The organism is Pseudomonas sp. QL9, from assembly GCF_041409665.1.
In the GTDB taxonomy this organism is placed as follows: Bacteria; Pseudomonadota; Gammaproteobacteria; order Pseudomonadales; family Pseudomonadaceae; genus Pseudomonas; species Pseudomonas knackmussii.
Genome location: NZ_CP166971.1, coordinates 5,263,278 through 5,284,231, shown reverse-complemented (window position 1 = coordinate 5,284,231; position 20,954 = coordinate 5,263,278). Strand labels below are relative to the sequence as shown.

Sequence of the window (20,954 nt, the reverse complement as noted above, 5' to 3'; positions counted from 1 at the left end):
GGCGGCGCCCCGCCTGCCAGCCACGGCCGGCAGCCGGGGCGCCGGCGACGATCAGGCCGGTGGCAGGCCCAGGCGGGCGCGCTCGAGCAGCGCCTCGATGGCCGCCTGCTCGAACGGCCGCGGGTTGTAGTAAGGGCTGGCGCAGGCGATGCGCGCGGTTTCCGCGGGGCCTTCCGGCGGCAGACCGATGGTCTCCAGTGCCAGCGGGATGCCGAGCTTGCGGTTGAGGGCGAACAGCAGCGCCCCTACCTCCTCCGCCCGCTCGCCACCCAGCGCTCGTGCCGCGCGGGTCAATGGGCCGGCTGCGGCTTCGCGGTTGTAGTGCGCGGCGTGCGGCAGGACGATGGCGTGGGCCTGGGCGTGCGGCAGGTTGAAGGTGCCGCCAAGGGTGTGGCAGAGCTTGTGGTGGATGGCCATGCCCACCGAGCCCAGGCAGATGCCCGCCAGCCAGGCGCCGTAGAGCGCGCGGCCACGCGCATCTTCGTTCAGCGGATCGGCGACCACCTCCGGCAGGGCTTCGGCCAGGGCGCGGATCGACTCCTCGGCCATCAGGCTGACGATGGGGTTGGCGTCCTGGGCATACAGCGCCTCCACCGCATGAGCCATGGCGTTCATGCCCGAGCAGGCGGAAATCGCCGGCGGCAGCGTCAGGGTCAGCTGCGGGTCGTAGATCACCGTCTTCGGCAGCACCCGCAGGTCGCGCCCGGTCTTCTTCAGGCGGTTCTCGGTGAGCCCCCAGATGGGTGTCATCTCCGAGCCGGCGTAGGTGGTCGGGATGGCCAGGATCGGCAATCCCGAATCCAGCGCGATGGCTTTGCCCAGGCCGATGGTCGAACCGCCGCCGACGGCCACGCAGCAATCGGCCCCCAGGCGCGCCGCCTCGGCGCGGGCGGCCTGGGCCACTTCCAGCGGCACGTGCATCACCGCCTGCGGATAGACGCCGGCGCTGCGCGCACCGAGCAGTTCGGCGACACGCTCGCCCTGGGCGCGCTGCTCCGGTGTTGTGAGGATGAGCGCGCGCCCGGCGCCCAGGCGCTGGATCTCCTCGCCCAGGCTGGCCAGCGAACCGGCGCCGAACACCACGCGGCTCGGCATGCCCTGATAGATGAATGACTGCATGGCGGACCTCAGCGTTTGAAATGCGGCGGAATCTGCGCGTCCACGTTGACCCAGACCGAGCGTGCCTCGGTGTAGTCGTGGATCGCCTCGAAGCCCATCTCGCGGCCGTAGCCGGACTGGCCGACGCCGCCGAAGGGGCTGCCGGGGCTGACGCGCTTGTAGCAGTTTATCCAGCACATGCCGGCGTGGATGCGTTCGGCCATCCGGTGGGCGCGCTGCAGGTCGCGGGTCCAGAGGCCGCTGCCCAGGCCGTACGCGGTCCCGTTGGCGATGGCCAGCGCCTCCTCGTCGGTGGAGAAGCGCAACACGGTGACGAACGGACCGAACACCTCTTCCTGGGCCACGCGGTCGCCCGGGCGTGCCTCGACCACGGTCGGCTCGACGTAGTAACCGCCGGCCAGCGCCGGATCGCTGGGCGCCTTGCCGCCGGTGAGAATCCGCCCGCCCTGCTCCTTCGCCACCTCCACATAGGACAGCACGCGATCGCGGTGCAGCGCCGAGGTCAGCGGGCCCATCTCGGTGTCCGGGTCCAGCGGGTTGCCCAGGCGGATCGACCGCGCCAGTTCGACGAAGCGGCCGAGGAAGTCGTCGGCGATGCGCTCGTGGAGGATCAGCCGCGAGCCGGCGATGCACGCCTGGCCCTGGTTGTGGAAGATCGCCCAGGCCGCGCCGTTGATCGCCGCGTTGAGGTCGGCGTCGTCGAAGACGATGTTCGCCCCCTTGCCGCCCAGCTCCAGCTGCACGCGCTTGAGATTGCCCTGGGAGGCTTCGACGATGCGCCGGCCAGTGGCGGTCGAGCCGGTGAAGGCGATCTTGCCCACGTCCGGGTGCTCGGCCAGGCGCTGGCCGGCGGTGTGGCCGTAGCCCGGCACCACGTTGACCACGCCGGCCGGGAAACCGACTTCGTGCATCAGCTCGGCGATGCGCAGGGTCGACAGCGGGGTGATCTCCGAAGGTTTGATCACCACGGTGTTGCCCGCCGCCAGTGCCGGGCCCATCTTCCAGCTGGTGAACATCAGCGGGAAGTTCCACGGCACGATCTGGCCGATTACGCCGATGGGCTTGCGCTGCACATAGTTGAGGAAGCCCGCGTCAACCGGGATCACCGCGCCTTCGATCTTGTCGGCCATGCCGCCGAAGTAGCGGAAGCAGGCCGCGGTGCGCGGCACGTCGAGGTTGCGCGAATCGCGGATCGGGTGCCCGGTGTCCAGCGACTCCAGCTGCGCCAGTTCCTCGGCGTTGGCCTCGATGGCATCGGCCAGCCTGAGCAGCAGGCGGCCGCGCTCGGCGGCAGGCAGCGCCGCCCAGGCTGGGAAGGCGCGCTGCGCCGCGGTTACGGCCAGGTCGATGTCCTCGGCTTCGGCCGCGGCGATGCGGGTGATCAGCGAGCCGTCGGCCGGGCACAGCACGTCGATCTGCCCGCCGTTGATAGCGGGCACGAAGCGGCCGTCGATGAACAGTTGGTTCTGCATGCGGAAACTCTCCATGCGCCACCGGCCAGGCTGGCGGCGTTGGGTTGAACGATCAGCGAAGCCCCCGGTCGGGGGCGGGACTTCAGAAATCCACCGGGTACGGTTTGAGCTCGCCGCTCTCGTAGCGCTGCGGCAGGTTCGGCGTGGCGTTCTCCCACACCAGCAGCATCGAGCGCTTGGTGGAGTAGCCCTGGTGGCGGATATCGGCGGGCATTGCGGCGATGTCGCCGGCGCGCATGGTCAGGCGCGCACGAGGGGTGCCATCGTCCTTGTCGCCAACATCCCAGATGATTTCGTCGGACAGCTGCAGGAACCACTCGATGCGGTCGTTGCCGTGGAACACCGGGAGGATGAATTCCTCGGTGGTCGGGCAGAACAGGCTCGCCTTGCACACCGAGCTGACCGAGGGGTTCCAGGTCACGTCCGAGCGCGACAGGTACTTGAACAGGTTGATCGCGTGCAGCTCGCCCTCGAAACCTTCGGCGGCGTGCACTTCCGGCTCGTCCTGGGGCACGTCGGCGAACTGGCGGTTCACCGGCAGGTCGTCGCGCAGCGGCGAGTCGTCCGGCAGCCCCGGCATGCGCCGGGTGGCGATGCGGAAGCGCTCGATGGCCTCGATGTTGTCGCCATGCTTGCGGCCGAAGGCGCTGCCGGTTTCCTCCGGCGCGGCGAAGGGATCGAAGCCGGCGTTGGTCCAGTCGCGCAGGATGGCCTTGAAGGTGGCCATGATCTTCGGCGTCTCGAACTGCTCGATGTAGTCGACACCGGCCTCCTTGAGCACGCCATTGAAGGTGCCGGCGTAGAGGTCGACCTTGCCGTAGTGGTTGCGGGTGCCGATCACCGCATCGAAGTTCACCCAGCCGTAGAAGAAGCCCCAGGCCACGTCGCGCATCATCGCGCGGAGGAAGGCGTCGGCGGGGATCAGGTGCGAGCGCAGCTGGCCCTTGGCCGGCCACTCGACGCGGGCGAAGTACTCATCGCGGGACAGGGTGAAGGCGCCGAGACGGAAACTGCGGTAGCCGGTGACGGAATCGGGCTGGCTGGCCTCCACCTCGTCGAGGGCGAAGGTGCGGGTCGGTTCGGGGGTTTCGAGCATGGCCATGGTGGGCTCCTTTTATTGTTCGCGGGCGGGCTTACTTGAGGCAGATGTCCGCCCACTTCTCGACCGAGAGCGGGCCCTTGATGGTCTGCTGCAGCAGCACGCCGGGACGCGGGCTCTCGAAGCGGTAGGCGCAGCCGGCCGGCAGCATCGCCTGGTGGCCGCGCTTGAGCAGGACGTAGCCCATCGGCTTGCCCAGCGGCTGCTCGCCGGCCAGCTCGGTGCCCTCGCCTTCGCGCAGCGGCGCGTCGAGCTTGAGGAAATCGATGCGCACTTCGCCGTCCATGCAGATGGCGAACTCGTCGTGGGCGCAGTGGAACCAGGGGGAGCGGCCTTCGGCGCGCAGTACCTCGATGACGTAGCCGAGGTTCAGGCCGACCACCACCTTCTCGTAGGCGGCGGACTGGCTGGCGACTTCGAAGACGTTGGAGAAGGCATAGTGGCGGGCGTCGCCCTTGACCAGTTCGATGGAGCCCTTGCGATAGTCGTCGAGGGATCCGAAGACAGTACGGAATGCGGCACTCATGTCGTTCACCGTTTGTTGTTGTAGTCGTTGCAAACAAGGTACGAGCCCTCGGCCCCGCCAACAATCACAGGCGGTCCGACAGGAGTGTTCGCAAATCGCAAACAAAAACGGCGCCACCAGGGCGCCGCGAAAGCCTTCGCCGGGCGAGTCTCAGCGCACCCAGCCCTTTTCCAGCAGAGGCCGGTCCCAGGCGGGTTCGTCGCTGATCCGCTCGACCAGGAAATCGATCAGGCTGCGCACCTTGAGTGCGCGCCGCTGGGTGGCGGGGAATACCGCGGAAAAATTGAACGACGACAGCGGATAGTCGATCAGCAGCGGCACCAGCCGGCCGCTCTGCAGGTCGCCGCCGGCCACCAGGGTCGGCAGGCAGACCAGCGCGGAACCGGTCAGCGCATAGTCGCGCAGCAGGTGCACGGAGTTGGAGCGGATCTGCCCCGGCAGGCTCAGTTCGATCACCTCGTCGCCGTGGTGGAAGTGCCAGCGGTTGCGCGTCGGGTAGCCTTCGTAAAGAGCGATGCGGTGCTGCAGCAAGTCTTCCGGGTGCAGCGGCGCCGGGTGCCGCTGCAGGTATTCGGGGCTGGCGAGGAACAGCCGGCGCACGCTGAACAGCTTGCGCTCGATGAGCGTCTCGGCCTGCGGCGGGAACATCTGGAAGGCGACGTCGAAGCCCTCCTCGATGGGGTCGACGACGCGGTCGTTGACGATCACATCGACCTCGATGTCCGGATACAGCTCGGTGAACTCGGCGAGCAACGCGCCAAAGTGGTGAATCGCGAAGCCCGGCAGCATCTGCACGCGTAGCTTGCCGGTGGGCTTGGCGCGCAGGTCGCGCATCTGCTCGGTGAGGGCGTTGAAGCCGGCGACCATGTCGGCGCATTCCTTGTAGTAGGTCTCGCCCACTTCGGACAGGCGCACGTGGCGGGTGCTGCGGTGGAACAGCGGCGCGTTGATGAACTGCTCCAGCTGCTGGATGCGATGGGTGATCACCGAGCGGGTCACGCCCAACTGCTGGGCGGCGCGGGCGAAGTTGCCGGTCTCGGCGACGCGGACGAACGCCTCGATGCTGAGCAGGCGGTCCATGGGTACCTCCGGTTCTTGTTCTTATGAATGCGGCAACGCCGGCCAGAACGGAGTCTAGCCGGCGCGTGGTCCGGGTACGACGGGCACTCCTACGAAGGGCAGCAGCCCCTTACAGCTCTTGCTCTTGGACTTCCAGAGCACCATCCGCACGCGCCAGACCGCCCCTTACAGAAGGCCGAGCGAAACCCACGCTGAGGAGGTCATGCGACATGGATGTCGCGAGAGCCCCGATGGGCTACAGGGACGTACCCTCGGGGCGGGCCTCCGGTGCGGGGGAGTTCGCGAGGGTAGCCCGGCTCCATCGGGCCCGTATGTCGGGGCAAGACTTTTGCCTACTTTGTGTCGTTTGACAAAGTAGGTCGCCCGAGGGGGCGAAACAAAAAACATCCGAAGACACCGATGCGGCGCGCCCCACCCAAACAGAACATCGGGTCCCCGCGTTCGCGGGGAAGACGTGAAAGTGAGGCACGGTAGTTGGCTGTACAAGCGGACCTTGCCCGCGATCACGAGCAAGCCCGCTCCTACAACCGCCGATGTTCGCTGAGCGTCCGGCGCATCGGCAGCAGTTGCCAGCCATGGCGTTCGGCGAGCAGCCCCCAGATGCCCTGCGGGGCCTTGAGCATCATCAGCACCGCGACGCTGCCGAGAATGATCATGTACAGCGGCCCGTAGTCGGCGAAGCAGGCGCGCAGGGCGAAGTACACCAGGGTGCCGATCAGCGGCCCTTCCAGGCTGCCGATGCCGCCGATGATGACGATGAAGATCACCGCGGCGGTCCAGTCCTGCACGCTGAAGGCGGCGTCCGGGGAGATGCGCAGTTTCTGCAGGAAGATCAGCGCGCCGACCAGCCCGGTGCCGCCGGCGGCCAGCACGTAGACCAGCAGGCGCGTGCGCCGGGTGTTCACGCCCAGGCTGCCGGAGGCCGCCTCGGAGTCGCGGATCGCGGTCAGCGCCAGGCCCTGCCGCGAACGCAGCAGGAGGAACATGGCCGCCATCAGCGCCACGGCGATGCCCAGGGCGCTGAAGTACAGCAGCGCCTCGCGAGCGTCGCGGCTGGCACCCAGGCTGCGGATCACCGTCGCCGGCAGGCTCTGCCCGGAGCCGCCGCCCAGGCTGCCGACCTGCGCCAGGCCGAGGCGGAAGACTTCGGCCAGGACCCAGGTGCCAATGGCGAAATAGGCGCCGCGCAAACGGAACAGCAGCAGCGCCGAGGGGACCGCCAGCGCGGCGGTAAGCAGCCCCGCCGCCAGCAGGGCGAACAGCGGCGGCAGGCCCAGCTTGCCGGCGAGCAGGAACAGCAGGTAGCCGCCGAGGCCGACGAAGGCCTGCTGGCCCACCGAAACCATGCCGCCGTAGCCGGCCAGCAGGTTCCACAGTTGCGCCAGCGCCAGGTAGTAGGCGAACTCGATCACCGCGTGCTGCAGCGCCGGGGACGCCCAGGCCGGCAGCGACAGCAGCAGGCACAGCAGGCCGCCGAGCAGGCCCAGGCCGACGCGGCTGCTGCGGGTGGCGCGTTGCACTCGCCAGACGGGATTCATGGCATTCATCAGTCGACACTCCGGGGGAACAGGCCGCGCGGGCGGACCAGCAGGATCAGCAGGAACATCAGGTGGCCGGCGAGGATCTGCCAGCCGGGATCGATGCGCGCGCCCACCGCCTGCGCCACGCCAAGGATCACGCCACCGGCCAGGGTGCCCCAGAGGCTGCCGAGGCCGCCGATGATCACCGCCTCGAAGCCGTACAGCAGGCGCCCCGGCCCTATCGCCGGGTCGAAGCTGGTGCGGATGGCGAGGAACACCCCGGCGATGGACACCACCGCCATCGCCAGGCCCATGGCCAGGCCGAACAGCTGGCTGTTATCGATGCCCATCAGGCGCGCGGTCTGCGGATCGTCCGAGGTGGCGCGCAGGGCGCGGCCGAGTGCGGTGCGGTAGAACAGCAGCTGCAGGCCGCCGATCACCAGCAGCGCGCAACCGAACACCAGCAGGGGCATGACTCCGACGCTGATTTCGCCGACGCTGACGCTGGCGACTTCCAGCGCGCCCTGGGACAGCTTGTGGCTGTCGGCGCTGAAGCCGGCGAGCAGCGCGTTCTGCACGATCACCGAGAGGCCGAAGGTGACCAGCAGCGGCGGCAGGATGTCGCCGCCGAGGGTGCGGTTGAGCAGCAGGCGCTGCAGCAGGTAGCCCAGGCCGAACATCGCCGGCACCACCAGCACCAGGCTGGCCAGCGGCGACAGGCCGAGACCGTTGCACAGCACCAGCGCCAGGTAGGCGGCCAGCACGATGAAGTCGCCGTGGGCGATATTGACCAGGCGCATGATGCCGAACATCAGCGACAGGCCGACCGCGAACATGGCGTACAGGCCGCCCAGCAGGACGCCCTGGATGAGGGTATTGAGCCAGTCCATATCTAGATTCCGAAGTAGGCCGCGCGGATCTGCTCGCGGCTCGCCTGGTGCGGGCGGCCACTGAGGGACACGCGTCCCTCCTGGAAGCAGTAGAAGCGGTCGGCGACGCCAAGCGCCTGGTTGATGTCCTGCTCGACGAGGATCAGCGAGGTGCCGCCTTCCTTGATCGTCGGCAGTGCCGCGTAGATGTCCTTGATGACCGTAGGCGCCAGCCCCAGGCTGATCTCGTCGCACAGCAGCAGCGCCGGGTTGGACATCAGCCCGCGGCCGATGGCGACCATCTGCTGCTGCCCGCCGGACAGCGCCGTGCCGGGCCGCCGGCGCAACTCGCCGAGCACCGGGAACAGCCGGTAGATGCGCTGCAGGTCCCAGGCGCCGCGGCGTTTGCCCCAGGCGCCGATCTGCAGGTTCTCCTCCACCGACAGCGAGGGGAACAGCCGCCGGCCCTCCGGCACCAGCGCGATGCCACGGCGCAGCACCTGGTTCGCCGGCAGCGCGCCTATGGCTTCGCCGCGAAAACGGATGGCTTCGGGCTCGTTGCGGATCAGCCCCGCCAGCGAGCGCAGGAAGGTCGACTTGCCGGCGCCGTTGGCGCCGATGATCGCCAGGGTCTCGCCCTCCTCCAGTTCCAGGTCGAGGTCGAACAGCGCCTGGAAGTCGCCATAGCCGGCGCGCAGCCCGTTCACGGTCAGCATGCCGCACCTCCCATGCCCAGGTAGATTTCCTGCACCCTGGGGTTGGCCATCACCGCCTGCGGTTCGCCTTCGTCCAGCTTGCTGCCGAAGTTGATCACCAGCAGGCGGCCGACCACCGCCAGCAATGCGTGGACGATGTGCTCGATCCAGATGATCGCGGTGCCGCCGCGGTGGATGCCCTGGATGGTTTCCACCAGCTCATGGCATTCGGCCTCGGTCAGTCCGCCAGCGATCTCGTCGAGCAGCAGCAGGCTTGGGCGCGTGGCCAGGGCACGGGCCATTTCCAGCCGCTTGCGTTCGAGCAGCGTCAGCGAGCCGGCCAGCACGTTGGCCTTGCGCATCAGGCCGGTCATCTCAAGCACCTGCGCGCACCACTCGTTTGCGCCGCGCTCGTCCTTGCCGCCACCGAAGGCCGCACCCACCAGCAGGTTCTCGAACACCGTCATCTTCACGAACGGATGCGGGATCTGGTGCGAGCGGCCGATGCCCAGCCGGCAGCGCCGGTGCACCGGCTCGCCGGTCACCTCGACTCCGGCGAAGTGGATGCGCCCGGCGTCGGCGCGCACGCCGCCGGCGATCAGGTTGAACAGGGTGCTCTTGCCCGCCCCGTTCGGGCCGATGACGCCAAGCGCCTCGCCCGGTGCGAGCTGCAGGCTCAGGTCATCGGTCACGGTGACCGAGCCGTAGCGCTTGCGAAGGCCGTCGACGGCCAGCAATGGCTGCATGGCTTCAGCCTCCATAAGTGATGGGCTGCATCTCGCCGCCCAGCGGGATGTTCGGTGCCGTGCGGTTGGCGGTGATCACCAGGTCGTAGCCGAAGGCCCCGCCCTGGCGCCATTGCCCGGCCACCAGCGGGGTCTTGGCGACGTTCTTCACCGGGCCGTGCTTCCAGCTGACCGGACCGACCACGGTGTTCAGTTCGGTTGCCAGCAGCGCCTCGCGCACGGCGTGCGGATCGCCCACCTGGGCGGTGCGGCGGAGGATATCCACGGCCAGTTCGAACAGCGCGTGGACGAACCCCAGCGGCTGGGTCCACTGCTTGCCGGTGGCCTGGGTGTAGGCCGTGGCCAGTTGCGCCGAGGTGCGCCCGTCGAGGGACGAACTGAACGGGTGCTGCGGGCTCCACCAGATTTCCGTCGACAGGTTTTGCCCGGCCGGGCCGAGCGCCTGCACCGCCGAGGGGAACAGCAACGCCTTGCCCACCGACACCACCTTGGGCCGGAAACCCTGCTGGCGCGCCTGGGTCCAGAAGGTGGCTAGGTCCGGCGGGATGACCACGCCGGTGACGATCTCCGCCTCGCCCTTGCGGAATGCGGCGATCTGCGCGGAGAAGTCGTCGGTCAGGCTCTGGAAGCGCCCCGGATCGACCAGCTGGAAACCCTTCTGCGCCAGCACCGGTGGGAAGCCCAGCTGGCTGTCGCCCCAGGCGTTGCCGTCGCCGTCGTTGGGGAACAGGCCGCCGACCACCTTGTCGCCGGGCAGTCCTTCCCACATCGCGGTGTAGGCGCCGATCACGTCCTCCAGACCCCAGAAGAAGTGGTAGGTCCACTCGAAGCCCTGGTCGGGCTTGCCGCCGCGGGTGAAGAACCAGGGCTGCCAGGGGGCCACGGTGGAGATGCACGGCACCTCGTTGATCTCGCACTGGTCGGACACCGGGTTGGTGGTTTCCGGGGTGGAGGACACCAGCATCAGATCCACGCCGTCGGAGAGGATCAGTTCGCTCGCCACCTCGGCTGCGCGGTTCGGGTTGGACTGGCTGTCGCGGACCAGCACCTCCAGGCAATAGGCCTTGCCGGCGATGTCGATGCGGTTCTTCAGCAGCTGCGCCACGCCATCGAGGATGAACCGGTCGGCGGCGGCGAAGGGGGCCAGCGGGCCGGTCTGCGGGCTGACGTAGCCGATGCGGATGACCTTTTCGCCGGCCAGCGCCGGTACACCCGGCAGGCCGGCCAGCATTGCCCCGCCGGCGACCACGCCGCTGGCGCGCAGGAAGTCGCGGCGGCTGAAGCCACCGGGCAGTTTCTTGTCGTTCATGGGAGACCTCGCGGGGCTCAGAAGAAGAAGGTGACGTCGAAGGAGCCGATCAGCTGGCTGTCCTTGCGGCCGTCGCCGAAGGCATCGCGGCCACTGCCGTTGTGGATGTCATAGCGCAGCTCGGGGCGCAGGCGGACGTTGGAAACCGGGGTCCAGGCCAGGTTGGTGGTGAAGCCGTAGAAGTTGCCCCAGCTCGGGTCGGGGATGCCGGTGTCCGGGTCGATGTTGGCCATCAGCACATGCACCGGCGCGGTGGTGTGGAACCACTCGGCGCGGCTGTTCCACATCAGTTTCGGCGCCAGTTGGTGGTACCAGTTGAGGTCGGTGCCATACCAGCGGCCGTCGCGCTCGTTGGCGAAGGTCGCGAAGGCGGCGTCCTCCTGGTAGCCGTAGTTGAACTCGACGGCCACGCGGTTGCGTTCGTCCAGCACGTGGCTGACGGTGAGGAAGGAGTCGTAGCGGGTCAGGTCCTGGTGCTTGTCGCCGGCGGGAATCGGCGAGCCACACGCGCAGTCGGCAAAGCTGTCGCCGGCACCGTTGCCATAGATGTTTTCCCAGTCGACCCAGGTGCGGAAGTCCGCCGAGCGCCAGCGCATGTTGGCGATCACGTCCGGATCGTGGTTGGGGTCCTGCAGGTTGTTCCAGCCCTGCACCAGGCCCAGCTCGAAGCCGAGCATGCTGCCGCCTTCCTGCTGCGGCAGCTTGAATGAATAGAGCGCGCCGGCGTGCTTGGCCGGGCCGTGCATGAACGAATAGGTGTGCGTATAGAAGTCCGCCGGCGCCGGGCTACCGAGGGCGAAGCCGATCTCGTTCTCCAGCGGCGTATGGAAGATCCCGACCATCAGGTCGGAACCGCCGAGCACCGGGAAGTAGAGGTCCATGTACGCCTGGGCGATGGTGAAATTCTCGTCCTCGGGACCTGCCGAGCGGTTCACGCCCAGGTCCTCGTCCCAGCCGTAGGTCTTGAAGTAGCGCGCGTCCTTGCCGTAGAGCGCGGTGACGTTGAAGCCCCAGTCCGCTTCCTGCGGCATGGGTCCGGGGAAGGGACCGACGCGGCCGATCACGTTGCTCTTGGGCGCCTTCTCCACCGCGACCGCCAGCTGGTTGAGGTTGAAGCCCTCGTCGTCGTTGAAGAACGCCTGTTTGCTGACGTCGTCGCTGCCGTTGTTGTTGTAGATCCAGCCGGCTTGCGCCCACCCGTGCACCTTGATGCCGTAGTCGCGTTCGAGGCTGTCGCCGAACAAATGGCGGAACAGGGAACCATTGGGGTCCTCGCCGTCGGCGAGGGCCAGGGAGGAGCAAAGCGTTGCGCCCATCGCCACGGGGACGAGCAGGCGCCTGGCAAGCGAAGGCTTGAAGGCGGGCATGGCAGCTTCCTTATTTTTATCGGGCCTATGCCGGAGACCGTGCCGGGCGGGAGCCCGACGTTGTCCGGTGAGGGGAAGCTACAAGCCGGCCGACTGCTCAACAATTAGGCATTCAATGACTGCAGTGTTCGCAAAATCAGAACAGTGCGACGCGGCGCCGGGCCGACCTTCCGTGTCAGCCCAGGCCCCCGGGTGCCGTAAGACGGCGAACAGGCGCGCCGGGCGGCTGGCGCCGTTCTTGCTTGATAAATGTGACAACTTCATGACAACGGTTGTCTGCTATCAAGAAGAGTAGGGCCAGGTCGTATTCGGGGGGTGCCCATGGGAAGCGTGACGAAGGAACGGGCAACTGTAATTTGCCGGCAGGACGACAAGATCCTTTTCGTGCGCAAGGCGCGGCGCAAATGGAATCTTCCTGGCGGGCGCATCGAGGCCGACGAGGCGCCTCAGCAGGCGGCGCTGCGCGAACTGGCCGAGGAGACCGGCTTGCAGGTCGACGGCCTGGCGTATCTCGCGCCTCTAGAGCTGTACCAGACACTGCACTACGTCTTCGAAACGGCTTTGCTGGAACCGCAGCGACCGCAACCGCTCAACGAGATCGCCGACTGCCGCTGGTTCTCCCTCGAAGAACTTGAGCAGCGCAGCGTGAACAAGTCCATCCGCCGCCTGCTCAAGGACTGCCAGCGCCCCGAATGAGCCGGGGCGCCGTGCTTCAGGCCGGTGCGCAGAGCCCGGCCAGGCCCTGCCGCGAGGCTTCCGCGGCCTGTTCCAGGACGCGGCGTTTCCAGCCATCCTCATCGACGTAGAAGGCGTCGCGCAGCCGACGGCGGATGCGTTGTGCCTTCTGCGGCGACGCTTCCTTCGTGTTGCTCAGCCACTGTTCGGCGCAAAGCGCACTCAGCACCTTGGTGCCTGGCAGGGTGCCGTATTCCAGGGTGATGGCGGTCAGCTCGGCCTGCGGGCACTCCTCGCTGGCGGCTCGAATCATCTGGCCCTGCAGCGGCACCGAGATCGAGTCGCCGTCGTAGGAACTGGTCACTTCCCTGCCCCACCAACGGCGCGTGCGCTCCAGCGCCTGCGGATCGTTGGCGCCGACGAAGATGCGCTCGCCGTGGCCCTTGGGGCCAAGCCCGGTGTGCAGGTCGATCCAGCCCAGGCGCCGGCACTGGCGGCCATGCTCGCGCAGCACCTCGCGCACCGTCTGGTTGCTCCAGGTGGCTTCCTGGCCGATGAAGAACAGCCCTTGCGGGTGGCTGTTCTGGCCACCGGCGACGGCGCTGTGTACGCTCTTGCGCCCGTGCTTGAGGAGGAAGCCGATGAGTCGCGCGCGGCTCAACAGGCCCGGCGGCCACTGGCGCGGCAGCAGGATGGGGTCGAGCTTGGCGTAGTTCTCGTTGCGCTGGCGCGGCTTGGAGAAGTCGATGAAGTTGCGGTTCAGGTCGACGTTCTCGTGGGTCCAGCGTCGCCACCAGGAGAAGCCGTAGGGGTTCGCCGCATGCAGGTAGAGCACCGCGCAATTGGCCTTCTCGCACTCACGCAGCCACTCCGGGTCGCTGAGCAGCGCGATCTGCACCGCCGAACCGCAGAAACCTTCGACGCCATGGCAGCCGCTGCTGATGATCAGCAGGCGCTCGGCGTCGGCCGGGCCCATGCGCGCCACGTCCAGGGACAGAAGTTCACCTTCGCGGCCCGCCAGTGGATGGCGGTGCGACTGCACCGTCAGGCCGGCGTCCAGGCAGGCGGCCAGGAATTTGCCACGCGCCTCGGCGTAGCTCTGGGAAAAACACGCAGAAGGAAGCATCACCGCTCCGATGATCAGGCAGTTTTCAGGAGAGCCCCGGCAGCACCGGGGCGATGGGAAAAGGAGGAAGTGCGCGGTCAGCTGCTGACGGCAGCACCCAGCGCGGCGTCGGGCTGCTGCGCCCGGCGGGTACGCTCCGGGTCGACGATGCGCAGGCCGAGCAGCCCGCAGACCAGCGCACCCAGGCCGAACAGCGCAAGGCCGGTCTCGAAGCCGCGGGCGATGTCGCCGCCGCAGGCCTCGACCAGACGGCCCACCAGCCAGGGGGCGAGCATCCCGGCGCTGGTCATGCCGCCGATGTGGATCGCCAGCATGGAGCCGCGCTGCGCCGTCGGTGCGATGTGCGCAACGATGGTGTTGCAGAAGGTCGGCAGCGCGTTGATCAGCACCGCGCCCACGCAGTACAGGCCCAGCACCAGCGGCAGGTCGCCGTGGAACAGCAGCAGTCCGCAGAACGCAAGGCCCGCCAGCGCCGCGCAGACCATCGGCGGTGCCACCAGGGCGCGCTGCACCGACGCTCCGCGCTGGAGCGCACGCTGCGAAAGCGCCGAGATCGCCAGGTTGAAGGCCATCACCCCGAGGGTCACGCCCATCACCAGGTAGCCCGACTGCATGGGCGTCATGCCCTGCCCTTTCTGCAGGTAAACCGGCACCCAGCTGTAGACCAGGGCATTGGGCAGGTAGCCGACGAAGCCGACCAGGGTCACCCAGAGGAAGGTGCGGTTGAGCAGCAGGCGTCGGTAGGGCTGGCGCTCGCTTGTGGTGCCCTGCCCGGCCTGTTCGGTCTGATTGCCTTCACGGCCGAACAGCAGCCAGACCAGCAGCCAGGCCAGCCCGATACCGGCCAACGCGACATAGGCTGCTCGCCAGCCCAGGTGCTGGATCGCCAGCGGCAAGCTGACCGCGCCGAGGACCGCGCCGAGCATGATCGAGACCTGGATCATCGACGACGGCAGCACACGTTCGCGCGGGCCGAACCACTTGAAGCAGGCGTGCTGGGTCACCGCCGTGCCCGGCCCGGTGCCGGCGCCCAGCAGCAGGCGCCCGGCGACCAGCCCGAGGAAGCCGCTGGAGAGCGCCACCAGCAGTTGCGAGGCCATCCACACCAGCGACATGCCGGCGAGGATCCAGCGGGTCGGGAAGCGGTTGGCGAGAAAGCCCACCAGCACCCCGGAGATCGAATAGAGGAAGAAGAAGGCGCTGCCGATGAAGCCGAACTCACTGGGGCTGAGTTTCAGCTCGTCGATGATCTTCGGACCGGCGAAGGCGAAGATGGTCTTGTCCATCACGCTGATGACCATCACCAGCATCAGCAGGACCAGCACCAGGGTGCGACGGGAATTGCCCATGTATCGAATCTCCTTCCCGCCTCAGGCGACCAGGTATTTTTCGGCCAGGCGTGCCCAGAGGCTGGCACCGAACGGAATGGCCGCGTCGTTGAAGTCATAGCCGGGGTTGTGCACCATGCAGCCGCTCGGCCCGCTCTGGCCGTTGCCCAGGGCGATGTAGCAGCCCGGCCGGCGCTGCAGCATCCAGGCGAAGTCCTCGCTGCCGAGGAAGCCCGCCGGCGGGTTGGACAGCAAGCGCTGCGGCCCCACCAGTTCGCTCGCCACCTCGCGCAGCAGGCGGGTTTCTTCCGGCGTGTTGACCAGCACAGGCATCAGTTCCTCGTAGCGATAGTCCACCTCGATCCCGTGCACCGCGGCAACGCCGTGGGCCACTTCGGCGATACGCTTCTTCAGCAGCTCACGCACTTCCGGGATGGTGGCACGCACGCTCAGTTGCAGCACGGCCTGGTCGGGAATCACGTTGGGCGCGTCGCCCGCGTGGATCGAACCGACAGTGACCACTGCGGTTTCGGTGGAAGGTACGTTGCGCGAAACGATGGTCTGCAGCGCCAGCACCAGTTCGGCGGCGGCCACCACCGGGTCCTTCGCGGTGTGTGGCATTGCACCGTGGCCACCGACGCCGAGCAGGCGGATGCTGACCCGGTCGCTGGAAGCCGACAGCGGCCCTTCGCGGGTCAGGAAGCAGCCCACCGGCAGCCCCGGCGCGTTGTGCAGGGCGTACACGGCATCGCACGGGAAGCGCTCGAAGAGGCCGTCGTCCATCATCGCCACGGCGCCGCCGAGTTGTTCTTCGGCCGGCTGGAAGATCAGGTTGAGGGTGCCGTCGAAGGCTTTCGTCTCGGCCAGGTAGCGTGCCGCGCAGAGCAGGATGGCGGTGTGACCGTCGTGACCGCAGGCGTGCATCTTGCCGGCGTGCTGGCTGCAGTGCGGCACGCCGCTGGCTTCCTGGATCGGCAGCGCGTCCATGTCGGCGCGGATGCCCAGGCTGCGCGCGCCGTTGCCCAGGCGCAACACGCCGACGACGCCGGTGCCGCCGACGCCTTCGTGCACCTCGTAGCCCCACTCGCGCAGCAGGCCGGCGACCAGCGCGCTGGTGCGGTGCTCCTCGAAACCGAGCTCGGGATGTTGGTGGATCTGCCGACGAATGCGGGTGAACTCATCCTGCAGTTCGACGATTCGCGCAATGGGTGCGAAGAGTGCCTGGCTCATGCCGCGTCCTTGTTCTTGTGATGACGGCGCGCAGCATGCCTTAGCCCCGGAGCGGCTGGATAATGACCTTCGCACATGCTTATCCAGGCTGGTTATCGTCAGGCGCCGGGCTTCTGCAGGTGCGGTCCCTTGAAGGCGTAGACCAGTTCGTCGACCAGCATCTGCGCCTCGCGGGTCATCAGTTCCGCCGGCCGCGAGACCAGGGAAATGTCGGTACCCGGCACGCGCTCGGCGATGTTCAGCGCATCCAGGGTGCTGGAGACGATCGGCAGGTCGAACACCCGCCGCGACCAGAAGCTCACCGCATCGGTATGGGCCGCGAGCTCCGCGTAGAGCACCACCGAGGCACATTCGACGATGCGTTGCGGCGGCTCCACGCCCTGTTCGCGGAACATCTCGCCGGCCAGGGAGACTTCAAGGGAATCGGGGATCAGCCACTCCTGGTCGAGCAGCTCGCGCAGCGAACGCACCGCGCGCAGCGGATGGCCCTTGCGCACTGCCAGGGTGGTCGGCTGGGCATACAGCTCCTGCCACTGGAAACCGTCGATGTTGCGCGAGGCGGGTTGCGAGGTCAGCACCAGGTCCAGCTGGCCCTCGCGCAGGCCTTCCAGCAGCTTGGCCGGACGCAGCTCGTTGATCTGCAGCTGCACCTTCGAGTAGCGCTTGCGGTAGCGCAGCAGGCAGGCGGCGAACTGCTGGCTGGGCGTCACCGGCGACACGCCGATGGCCACGCGGCCATCCATCGCGCCCTTGAGCGCCTCGATCTCGTCGCGCGCGCGGCGCACCTCCTCCACCACCAGGCGCGCGCGGCGCACCAGGCGGTCACCGTACTCGGTGGCGGTGATGCCACGGTTGGAGCGCACCAGCAGCGGCACGCCGAGCTCGGCCTCGAGCTCCTTGATGCTCTTGGACAGGGCGGGCTGGGAGATATGCAGCAGGCGCGAGGCTTCCTGGATGCTGCCGCTTTCGCAGATGGCGACGATGGCGCGGAGTTGATGCAGCTTCATGATCGGAGTGCGCATGTTCGAGTGAGGGGGCGCAAGGTAAAGCAAAAATGGGGCCCTGGGACAGCCGGGCGGGTGACCGGTCGGTATCGCCCCCCTGTAGGAGCGGCCCATGGCCGCGAATCGCGGGCGTGGCCCGCTCCTACAAGATAGGCATGGCGCGGTGCGTTTCGCGGATGATATCCGCTCCTACGGGACCATTGCCCCCCGGTCTTCGCCGATGAAATCCGCAGCTACGCCCCCACCGAAAAAAACGGGCGGCCTTCCGGCCGCCCAAATAGAGCTTCGGTGGAGTTGCTCGTTGTTGTCAGCGAATACCGGTCGCGCGCAGGGCGCTCGGGGTGAAGTCGTTGCTCGAGGTGCGCTGGTCGAAGCTGTAGCTGTGCTTCTCCTCGTTGCGCAGGCCCGACACCGTGTAGCGGCCGGAAATCACGTCGTAGTGGGTTTCCGCGGTCAGCCAGGTGAACTGCTGGTCGTAGAAAGGCCGCGCATGGCCTTCGGCGACGCGCCAGAGGCTGCCATGGCCGTCGTAGGCATCGGCTTCGGCGATCTGCCAGCTGTCTTCGTCTATGTACAGGTCACGCTTGCTGTAGACGTGCCGCTGGCCTTCCTTCAGGGTCGCCACCACATGCCACACGCGGTGCAGCTCGTAGCGGGTGTAGTCGGGGTTCAGGTGGCCCGGCTTGACGATGTCGGCGTACTTGGCGCTCGGCGAGTCGAGCTTGAAGCTGTTGTAGGGGATGTACAGCTCCTGCTTGCCCACCAGCTTCCAGTCGTAGCGGTCCGGCGCGCCGTTGAACATGTCGAAGTCGTCGTAGGTGCGCATGCCTTCCGCGCCGGGGCTGTCGTAGCCCACTTGCGGGGCGCGGCGCACGCGGCGCTGGCCGGCGTTGTACATCCAGGCCATGCGCGGTTCCTTGACCTGGTTGATGGTCTCCAGCACCAGCATCACGCTACCCGCGCGGCGCGGCGGCGAGAGAATTTCCTGGCGGAAGTAGTAGAGGATGTTGTCCATCTTCGCCGGGTCGTAGTCGCTCAGGCCGAACGGGAAGGCGAAGTCTTCCTTCATGTAGCTGATGGTGTAGTCGCCGTTGGTCTGCGGGTTCATCTGCGCGGTGGTGCGCTCCATCGTCTTGCCGCGGTAGCGGGTGACGTGGTTCCAGATCGCTTCCAGGCCGTTCTGCGGGATCGGGAACGGGATCGACAGCTTGAAGTGCTCCAGGCCGTTGCCGCCTTCGGCGAGGCTGGTCTGGGTGGCGTTCTGCTTGGCCGCCGCGAGGACGTCCGGCGGCAGGCTCACGCTGCGGTGGCTGGGGTAGACCGGGATGCGGTAGGTATCCGGGAAGCGCTTGAACATCGCCAGCTGGCCGGGGGTGAGCCTGGCCTTGTACTGCTCGGCGTTCTGCGCGGTGATGGTGAACAGCGGCTTCTCGCTGGCGTACGGATCGGGCAGGAAGCCGCCCGCGTCGGCCGCGCCGGCGCTGGCGGTCAGGCCGCCGGTCCAGGCCGGGATGCTGCCGTCGGCGTTGCCGGCCTTCTCGGCGCCCACCGGGGTCAGGTCGGCGCCCAGGCGCGCGGCCTGCTCGGCGGATACGGCGGCCATGACCTGGCCAGCGAGCAGGCCGAGGCTTAGGCAGCCGGCCTGGATCAGGAGCTTGTGCTTCATCGTGGAGTCTCCAGGGGCGTCAGAAGCTGACGCCCACGCTTACGGCGAGGAAATCGCGGTCGGTGTTGGTGTTGTAATCGCCACCGAAGTAGTTGGTGTACGAGAGGCTGGCGTTGTAGCGGCTGAGGTATTCGCCATCCAGGCCGATGCTCACCGCCTTCTCGCCTTCGCTGAAGGTCGGGCCGTAACCCTGCACGTCCTGGGCGAACGACAGGTTCGGCTTGAGGGTGATGCCGCCGAGCATGTCGTTGTATTCCAGCTGGCCGCGCAGGCGATAACCCCAGGAGTTGGCGGTGTAGAAACCGTCGTCGTTGCACTCGCCCGGGTTGGCGGTGTTGACCACCTTCTGGCACAGCGCGTTGCCCGACAGGCCAAGCAGCGAGGAGGTGCCGGCCGCGGCCAGTTCGCCGTTGCCGTAGACGCTGCTGCGGCCGAAGCGCAGGTCGCTGCCGTCGGTGGAGCCAAGGTCGCTGATGTGGGTGAAGCCCACTTCGCCGACCAGGGTCAGGCGATCGGCGCGCACCACCGGCAGGTTGTCGAAGGTGTTGGTCAGGGTCACCTGCGCCTGGGTCACCGGCATGCGCTTGTAGCCCTGGATCAGCGAGCCGTAGGCCGAGTCGGCCCAGCCGCTGGCGAAGATCGGCAGGCCGGCGTTGACCAGCGAGCTGGTGGAGGCCGAGCCGAGGGTCGCGGCGGCGGAAACGTCGGTGCCGTTGATGCCCAGCGGCATGTTCGGCCGGTAGCTGATCTCGCCGGACACCGCGGTGGTGCCGACCGTGGTGGCGAAGCTCAGGCCGTAGAGGCGGATGTCTTCCGGGTAGGTCAGGTAGTAGCGCGCGGTGCTCTTGCCGCCCTGGCCGATGATGCCGCCGACCGGGTCGCTGAACGCGCCCTTGCCGACCAGCCAGTTACTGTAGGGCGTGCGGCTGTGGTAGTTCATCGCGTAGAGGCCGAACTCGGTCTCGTTCAACGACTCGGCCATCCAGTGCAGGGCCACGCCGTACTGGCCACCGTCGCGGGCGTCGTCGTCGCCCAGGCGCGGTACGTAGCCGTAGCCGCCCTTCACCCCGGTGCCGTCGACGTTACGGTCGAAGTCGCTGCCGTTGATCGCCATGCCGGTGTCGCAGCCCTGGGCGGCGATATCGCTGCCGAAGAAGGTGCCGCAGTTGTCGAGGACGGTCTTCTCCCACTTCAGCTGGTAGAAGGCCTCCATCGACAGGTCTTCGGTGACGCCCTGGTTGAAGTAGAACATCGGCACCGGGATCAGCGCCTCCTTCACCTCGGAGCCGGGACGGCGCAGGGCCGAGACGTCCACCGGGTTGATGCTGTTGATGCCGTTCTGGATGAAGGTGCTCTCGCCCCAGCTCACCACCTGCTTGCCCAGGCGCACGGTGCCCGGCAGTTCGGCGATGCTGTAGTTGTGGTAGGCGAAGGCGTCCAGCAGTTGCGCGCCGGAGGAGCGCGCGGCCTGGTCGCGGCCGTTGTCGTCGATGTCGTAGAGGTGCTGGTGGCCGTCCTTCAGCTCGAAGTCGTACCAGTACTTGCCACGCAGGAACACGCCGCTGTCGCCGTACTTCAGCTCCAGGTCATGCACGCCCTTGAACAGCTTGGAGAAGGGCTCGCCCTTCTTGAAGTTCAGGCGATTGTCGTCGGAGGTGGCGCTGGAGGCGCTGCCGCCGTTGCGCGAACCGATGAATTTCTTGTCCGGGTTGTCCATCGCCCAGCTGGCGCCGACCGACAGGGTCGAGTCGAAACGCCCTTCGATCTCGCCGATGTTGAAGGTCGCTGCGTGCACGGCCGGTACGCCGCCCATCGCCATCCCCACTGCCATTGCCAAAGTCGAAGGGCGCATTGCTCCGCCGCCGGCTCTTGTTCTTCTCATGTCGTTCTCCGCCTGGAACCTGCTGGTAAGAGGCGGACCCACCGGGCCCGCCGCCCGGCCCGGCGCCACGAAATAGCGCGGCGATCCTGGGGGGCGGTCGCATGGTAAGAGCCGGGTCACACGGCTGACTTCTGAAAAAAACTTATGCCTATAGCCAAATGCCAAGCGCGCCGGGCTCGATAACCGGCGGCTATCGCGATAAGCAGGATTCAGCGGAGGCAGCCGTGGTTGTTGCCTATAG

Annotated in this window: 18 protein-coding genes; 1 reads left to right on the top strand and 17 read right to left on the bottom strand. The window is 67.5% G+C overall.

Going from position 1 to position 20,954, the window contains the following annotated elements; all coding sequences use genetic code 11:
- Window positions 1-51 precede the first annotated feature (51 nt).
- The 11 genes from ACA097_RS24685 to ACA097_RS24635 form a co-directional block, all read right to left on the bottom strand.
- Window positions 52-1,119 (bottom strand): maleylacetate reductase, encoded by a 1,068-nt coding sequence (locus tag ACA097_RS24685; protein ID WP_371366589.1) that lies wholly within the window; start codon window positions 1,117-1,119, stop codon window positions 52-54.
- 8 nt (window positions 1,120-1,127) lie between these two features.
- Window positions 1,128-2,591, bottom strand: coding sequence for an aldehyde dehydrogenase family protein (locus ACA097_RS24680; protein WP_371366587.1), 1,464 nt, complete (start codon window positions 2,589-2,591; stop codon window positions 1,128-1,130).
- Window positions 2,592-2,673: 82 nt separating this feature from the next.
- Window positions 2,674-3,693: a hydroxyquinol 1,2-dioxygenase gene (locus ACA097_RS24675; RefSeq protein WP_043253148.1), complete on the bottom strand. Its 1,020-nt coding sequence runs from the start codon at window positions 3,691-3,693 to the stop codon at window positions 2,674-2,676.
- A 31-nt stretch (window positions 3,694-3,724) separates the two neighbouring features.
- Window positions 3,725-4,216: a hydroxyquinol 1,2-dioxygenase gene (locus ACA097_RS24670; protein WP_371366585.1), complete on the bottom strand. Its 492-nt coding sequence runs from the start codon at window positions 4,214-4,216 to the stop codon at window positions 3,725-3,727.
- A 150-nt stretch (window positions 4,217-4,366) separates the two neighbouring features.
- Window positions 4,367-5,296 (bottom strand): LysR family transcriptional regulator, encoded by a 930-nt coding sequence (locus ACA097_RS24665; protein WP_043253151.1) that lies wholly within the window; start codon window positions 5,294-5,296, stop codon window positions 4,367-4,369.
- Between the two features lie 521 nt (window positions 5,297-5,817).
- Window positions 5,818-6,843: a branched-chain amino acid ABC transporter permease gene (locus ACA097_RS24660; protein WP_371366583.1), complete on the bottom strand. Its 1,026-nt coding sequence runs from the start codon at window positions 6,841-6,843 to the stop codon at window positions 5,818-5,820.
- On the bottom strand, window positions 6,843-7,706 hold the full coding sequence (locus ACA097_RS24655; protein ID WP_371366581.1) for a branched-chain amino acid ABC transporter permease: 864 nt from the start codon (window positions 7,704-7,706) through the stop codon (window positions 6,843-6,845). Before ACA097_RS24655 ends, ACA097_RS24660 begins: the two co-directional genes overlap by 1 nt.
- 2 nt (window positions 7,707-7,708) lie before the next feature.
- On the bottom strand, window positions 7,709-8,401 hold the full coding sequence (locus ACA097_RS24650; protein WP_043253154.1) for an ABC transporter ATP-binding protein: 693 nt from the start codon (window positions 8,399-8,401) through the stop codon (window positions 7,709-7,711).
- Window positions 8,395-9,126, bottom strand: a complete 732-nt coding sequence (locus ACA097_RS24645) for an ABC transporter ATP-binding protein (RefSeq protein ID WP_043253156.1) — start codon at window positions 9,124-9,126, stop codon at window positions 8,395-8,397. The genes ACA097_RS24650 and ACA097_RS24645 overlap by 7 nt, the downstream gene beginning before the upstream one ends.
- A gap of 4 nt (window positions 9,127-9,130) precedes the next feature.
- Entirely contained in the window at window positions 9,131-10,435 is a 1,305-nt protein-coding gene (locus ACA097_RS24640; RefSeq protein ID WP_371366579.1) for an ABC transporter substrate-binding protein, read from the bottom strand.
- Between the two features lie 17 nt (window positions 10,436-10,452).
- Entirely contained in the window at window positions 10,453-11,802 is a 1,350-nt protein-coding gene (locus tag ACA097_RS24635; RefSeq protein WP_160287499.1) for an outer membrane beta-barrel protein, read from the bottom strand.
- A 321-nt stretch (window positions 11,803-12,123) separates the two neighbouring features.
- Here ACA097_RS24635 and ACA097_RS24630 point away from each other — a divergent pair, with 321 nt between their 5' ends.
- Complete coding sequence (locus ACA097_RS24630) at window positions 12,124-12,498, top strand: NUDIX hydrolase (protein ID WP_160287500.1); 375 nt, start codon at window positions 12,124-12,126, stop codon at window positions 12,496-12,498.
- A gap of 16 nt (window positions 12,499-12,514) precedes the next feature.
- Here ACA097_RS24630 and ACA097_RS24625 read toward each other — a convergent pair whose 3' ends face one another.
- The 6 genes from ACA097_RS24625 to ACA097_RS24600 form a co-directional block, all read right to left on the bottom strand.
- Window positions 12,515-13,603 (bottom strand): M14 family metallopeptidase, encoded by a 1,089-nt coding sequence (locus tag ACA097_RS24625; protein WP_371366576.1) that lies wholly within the window; start codon window positions 13,601-13,603, stop codon window positions 12,515-12,517.
- 77 nt (window positions 13,604-13,680) lie between these two features.
- Entirely contained in the window at window positions 13,681-14,952 is a 1,272-nt protein-coding gene (locus tag ACA097_RS24620) for an MFS transporter (protein ID WP_371366574.1), read from the bottom strand.
- A 21-nt stretch (window positions 14,953-14,973) separates the two neighbouring features.
- Window positions 14,974-16,161, bottom strand: a complete 1,188-nt coding sequence (locus ACA097_RS24615) for a M20 aminoacylase family protein (RefSeq protein ID WP_371366572.1) — start codon at window positions 16,159-16,161, stop codon at window positions 14,974-14,976.
- A gap of 98 nt (window positions 16,162-16,259) precedes the next feature.
- Window positions 16,260-17,168, bottom strand: coding sequence for a LysR substrate-binding domain-containing protein (locus ACA097_RS24610; RefSeq protein WP_371366569.1), 909 nt, complete (start codon window positions 17,166-17,168; stop codon window positions 16,260-16,262).
- 304 nt (window positions 17,169-17,472) lie between these two features.
- Window positions 17,473-18,831: a DUF1329 domain-containing protein gene (locus tag ACA097_RS24605; RefSeq protein ID WP_371366567.1), complete on the bottom strand. Its 1,359-nt coding sequence runs from the start codon at window positions 18,829-18,831 to the stop codon at window positions 17,473-17,475.
- 19 nt (window positions 18,832-18,850) lie between these two features.
- On the bottom strand, window positions 18,851-20,713 hold the full coding sequence (locus ACA097_RS24600; RefSeq protein ID WP_371366565.1) for a DUF1302 domain-containing protein: 1,863 nt from the start codon (window positions 20,711-20,713) through the stop codon (window positions 18,851-18,853).
- Between the last annotated feature and the right edge of the window lie 241 nt (window positions 20,714-20,954).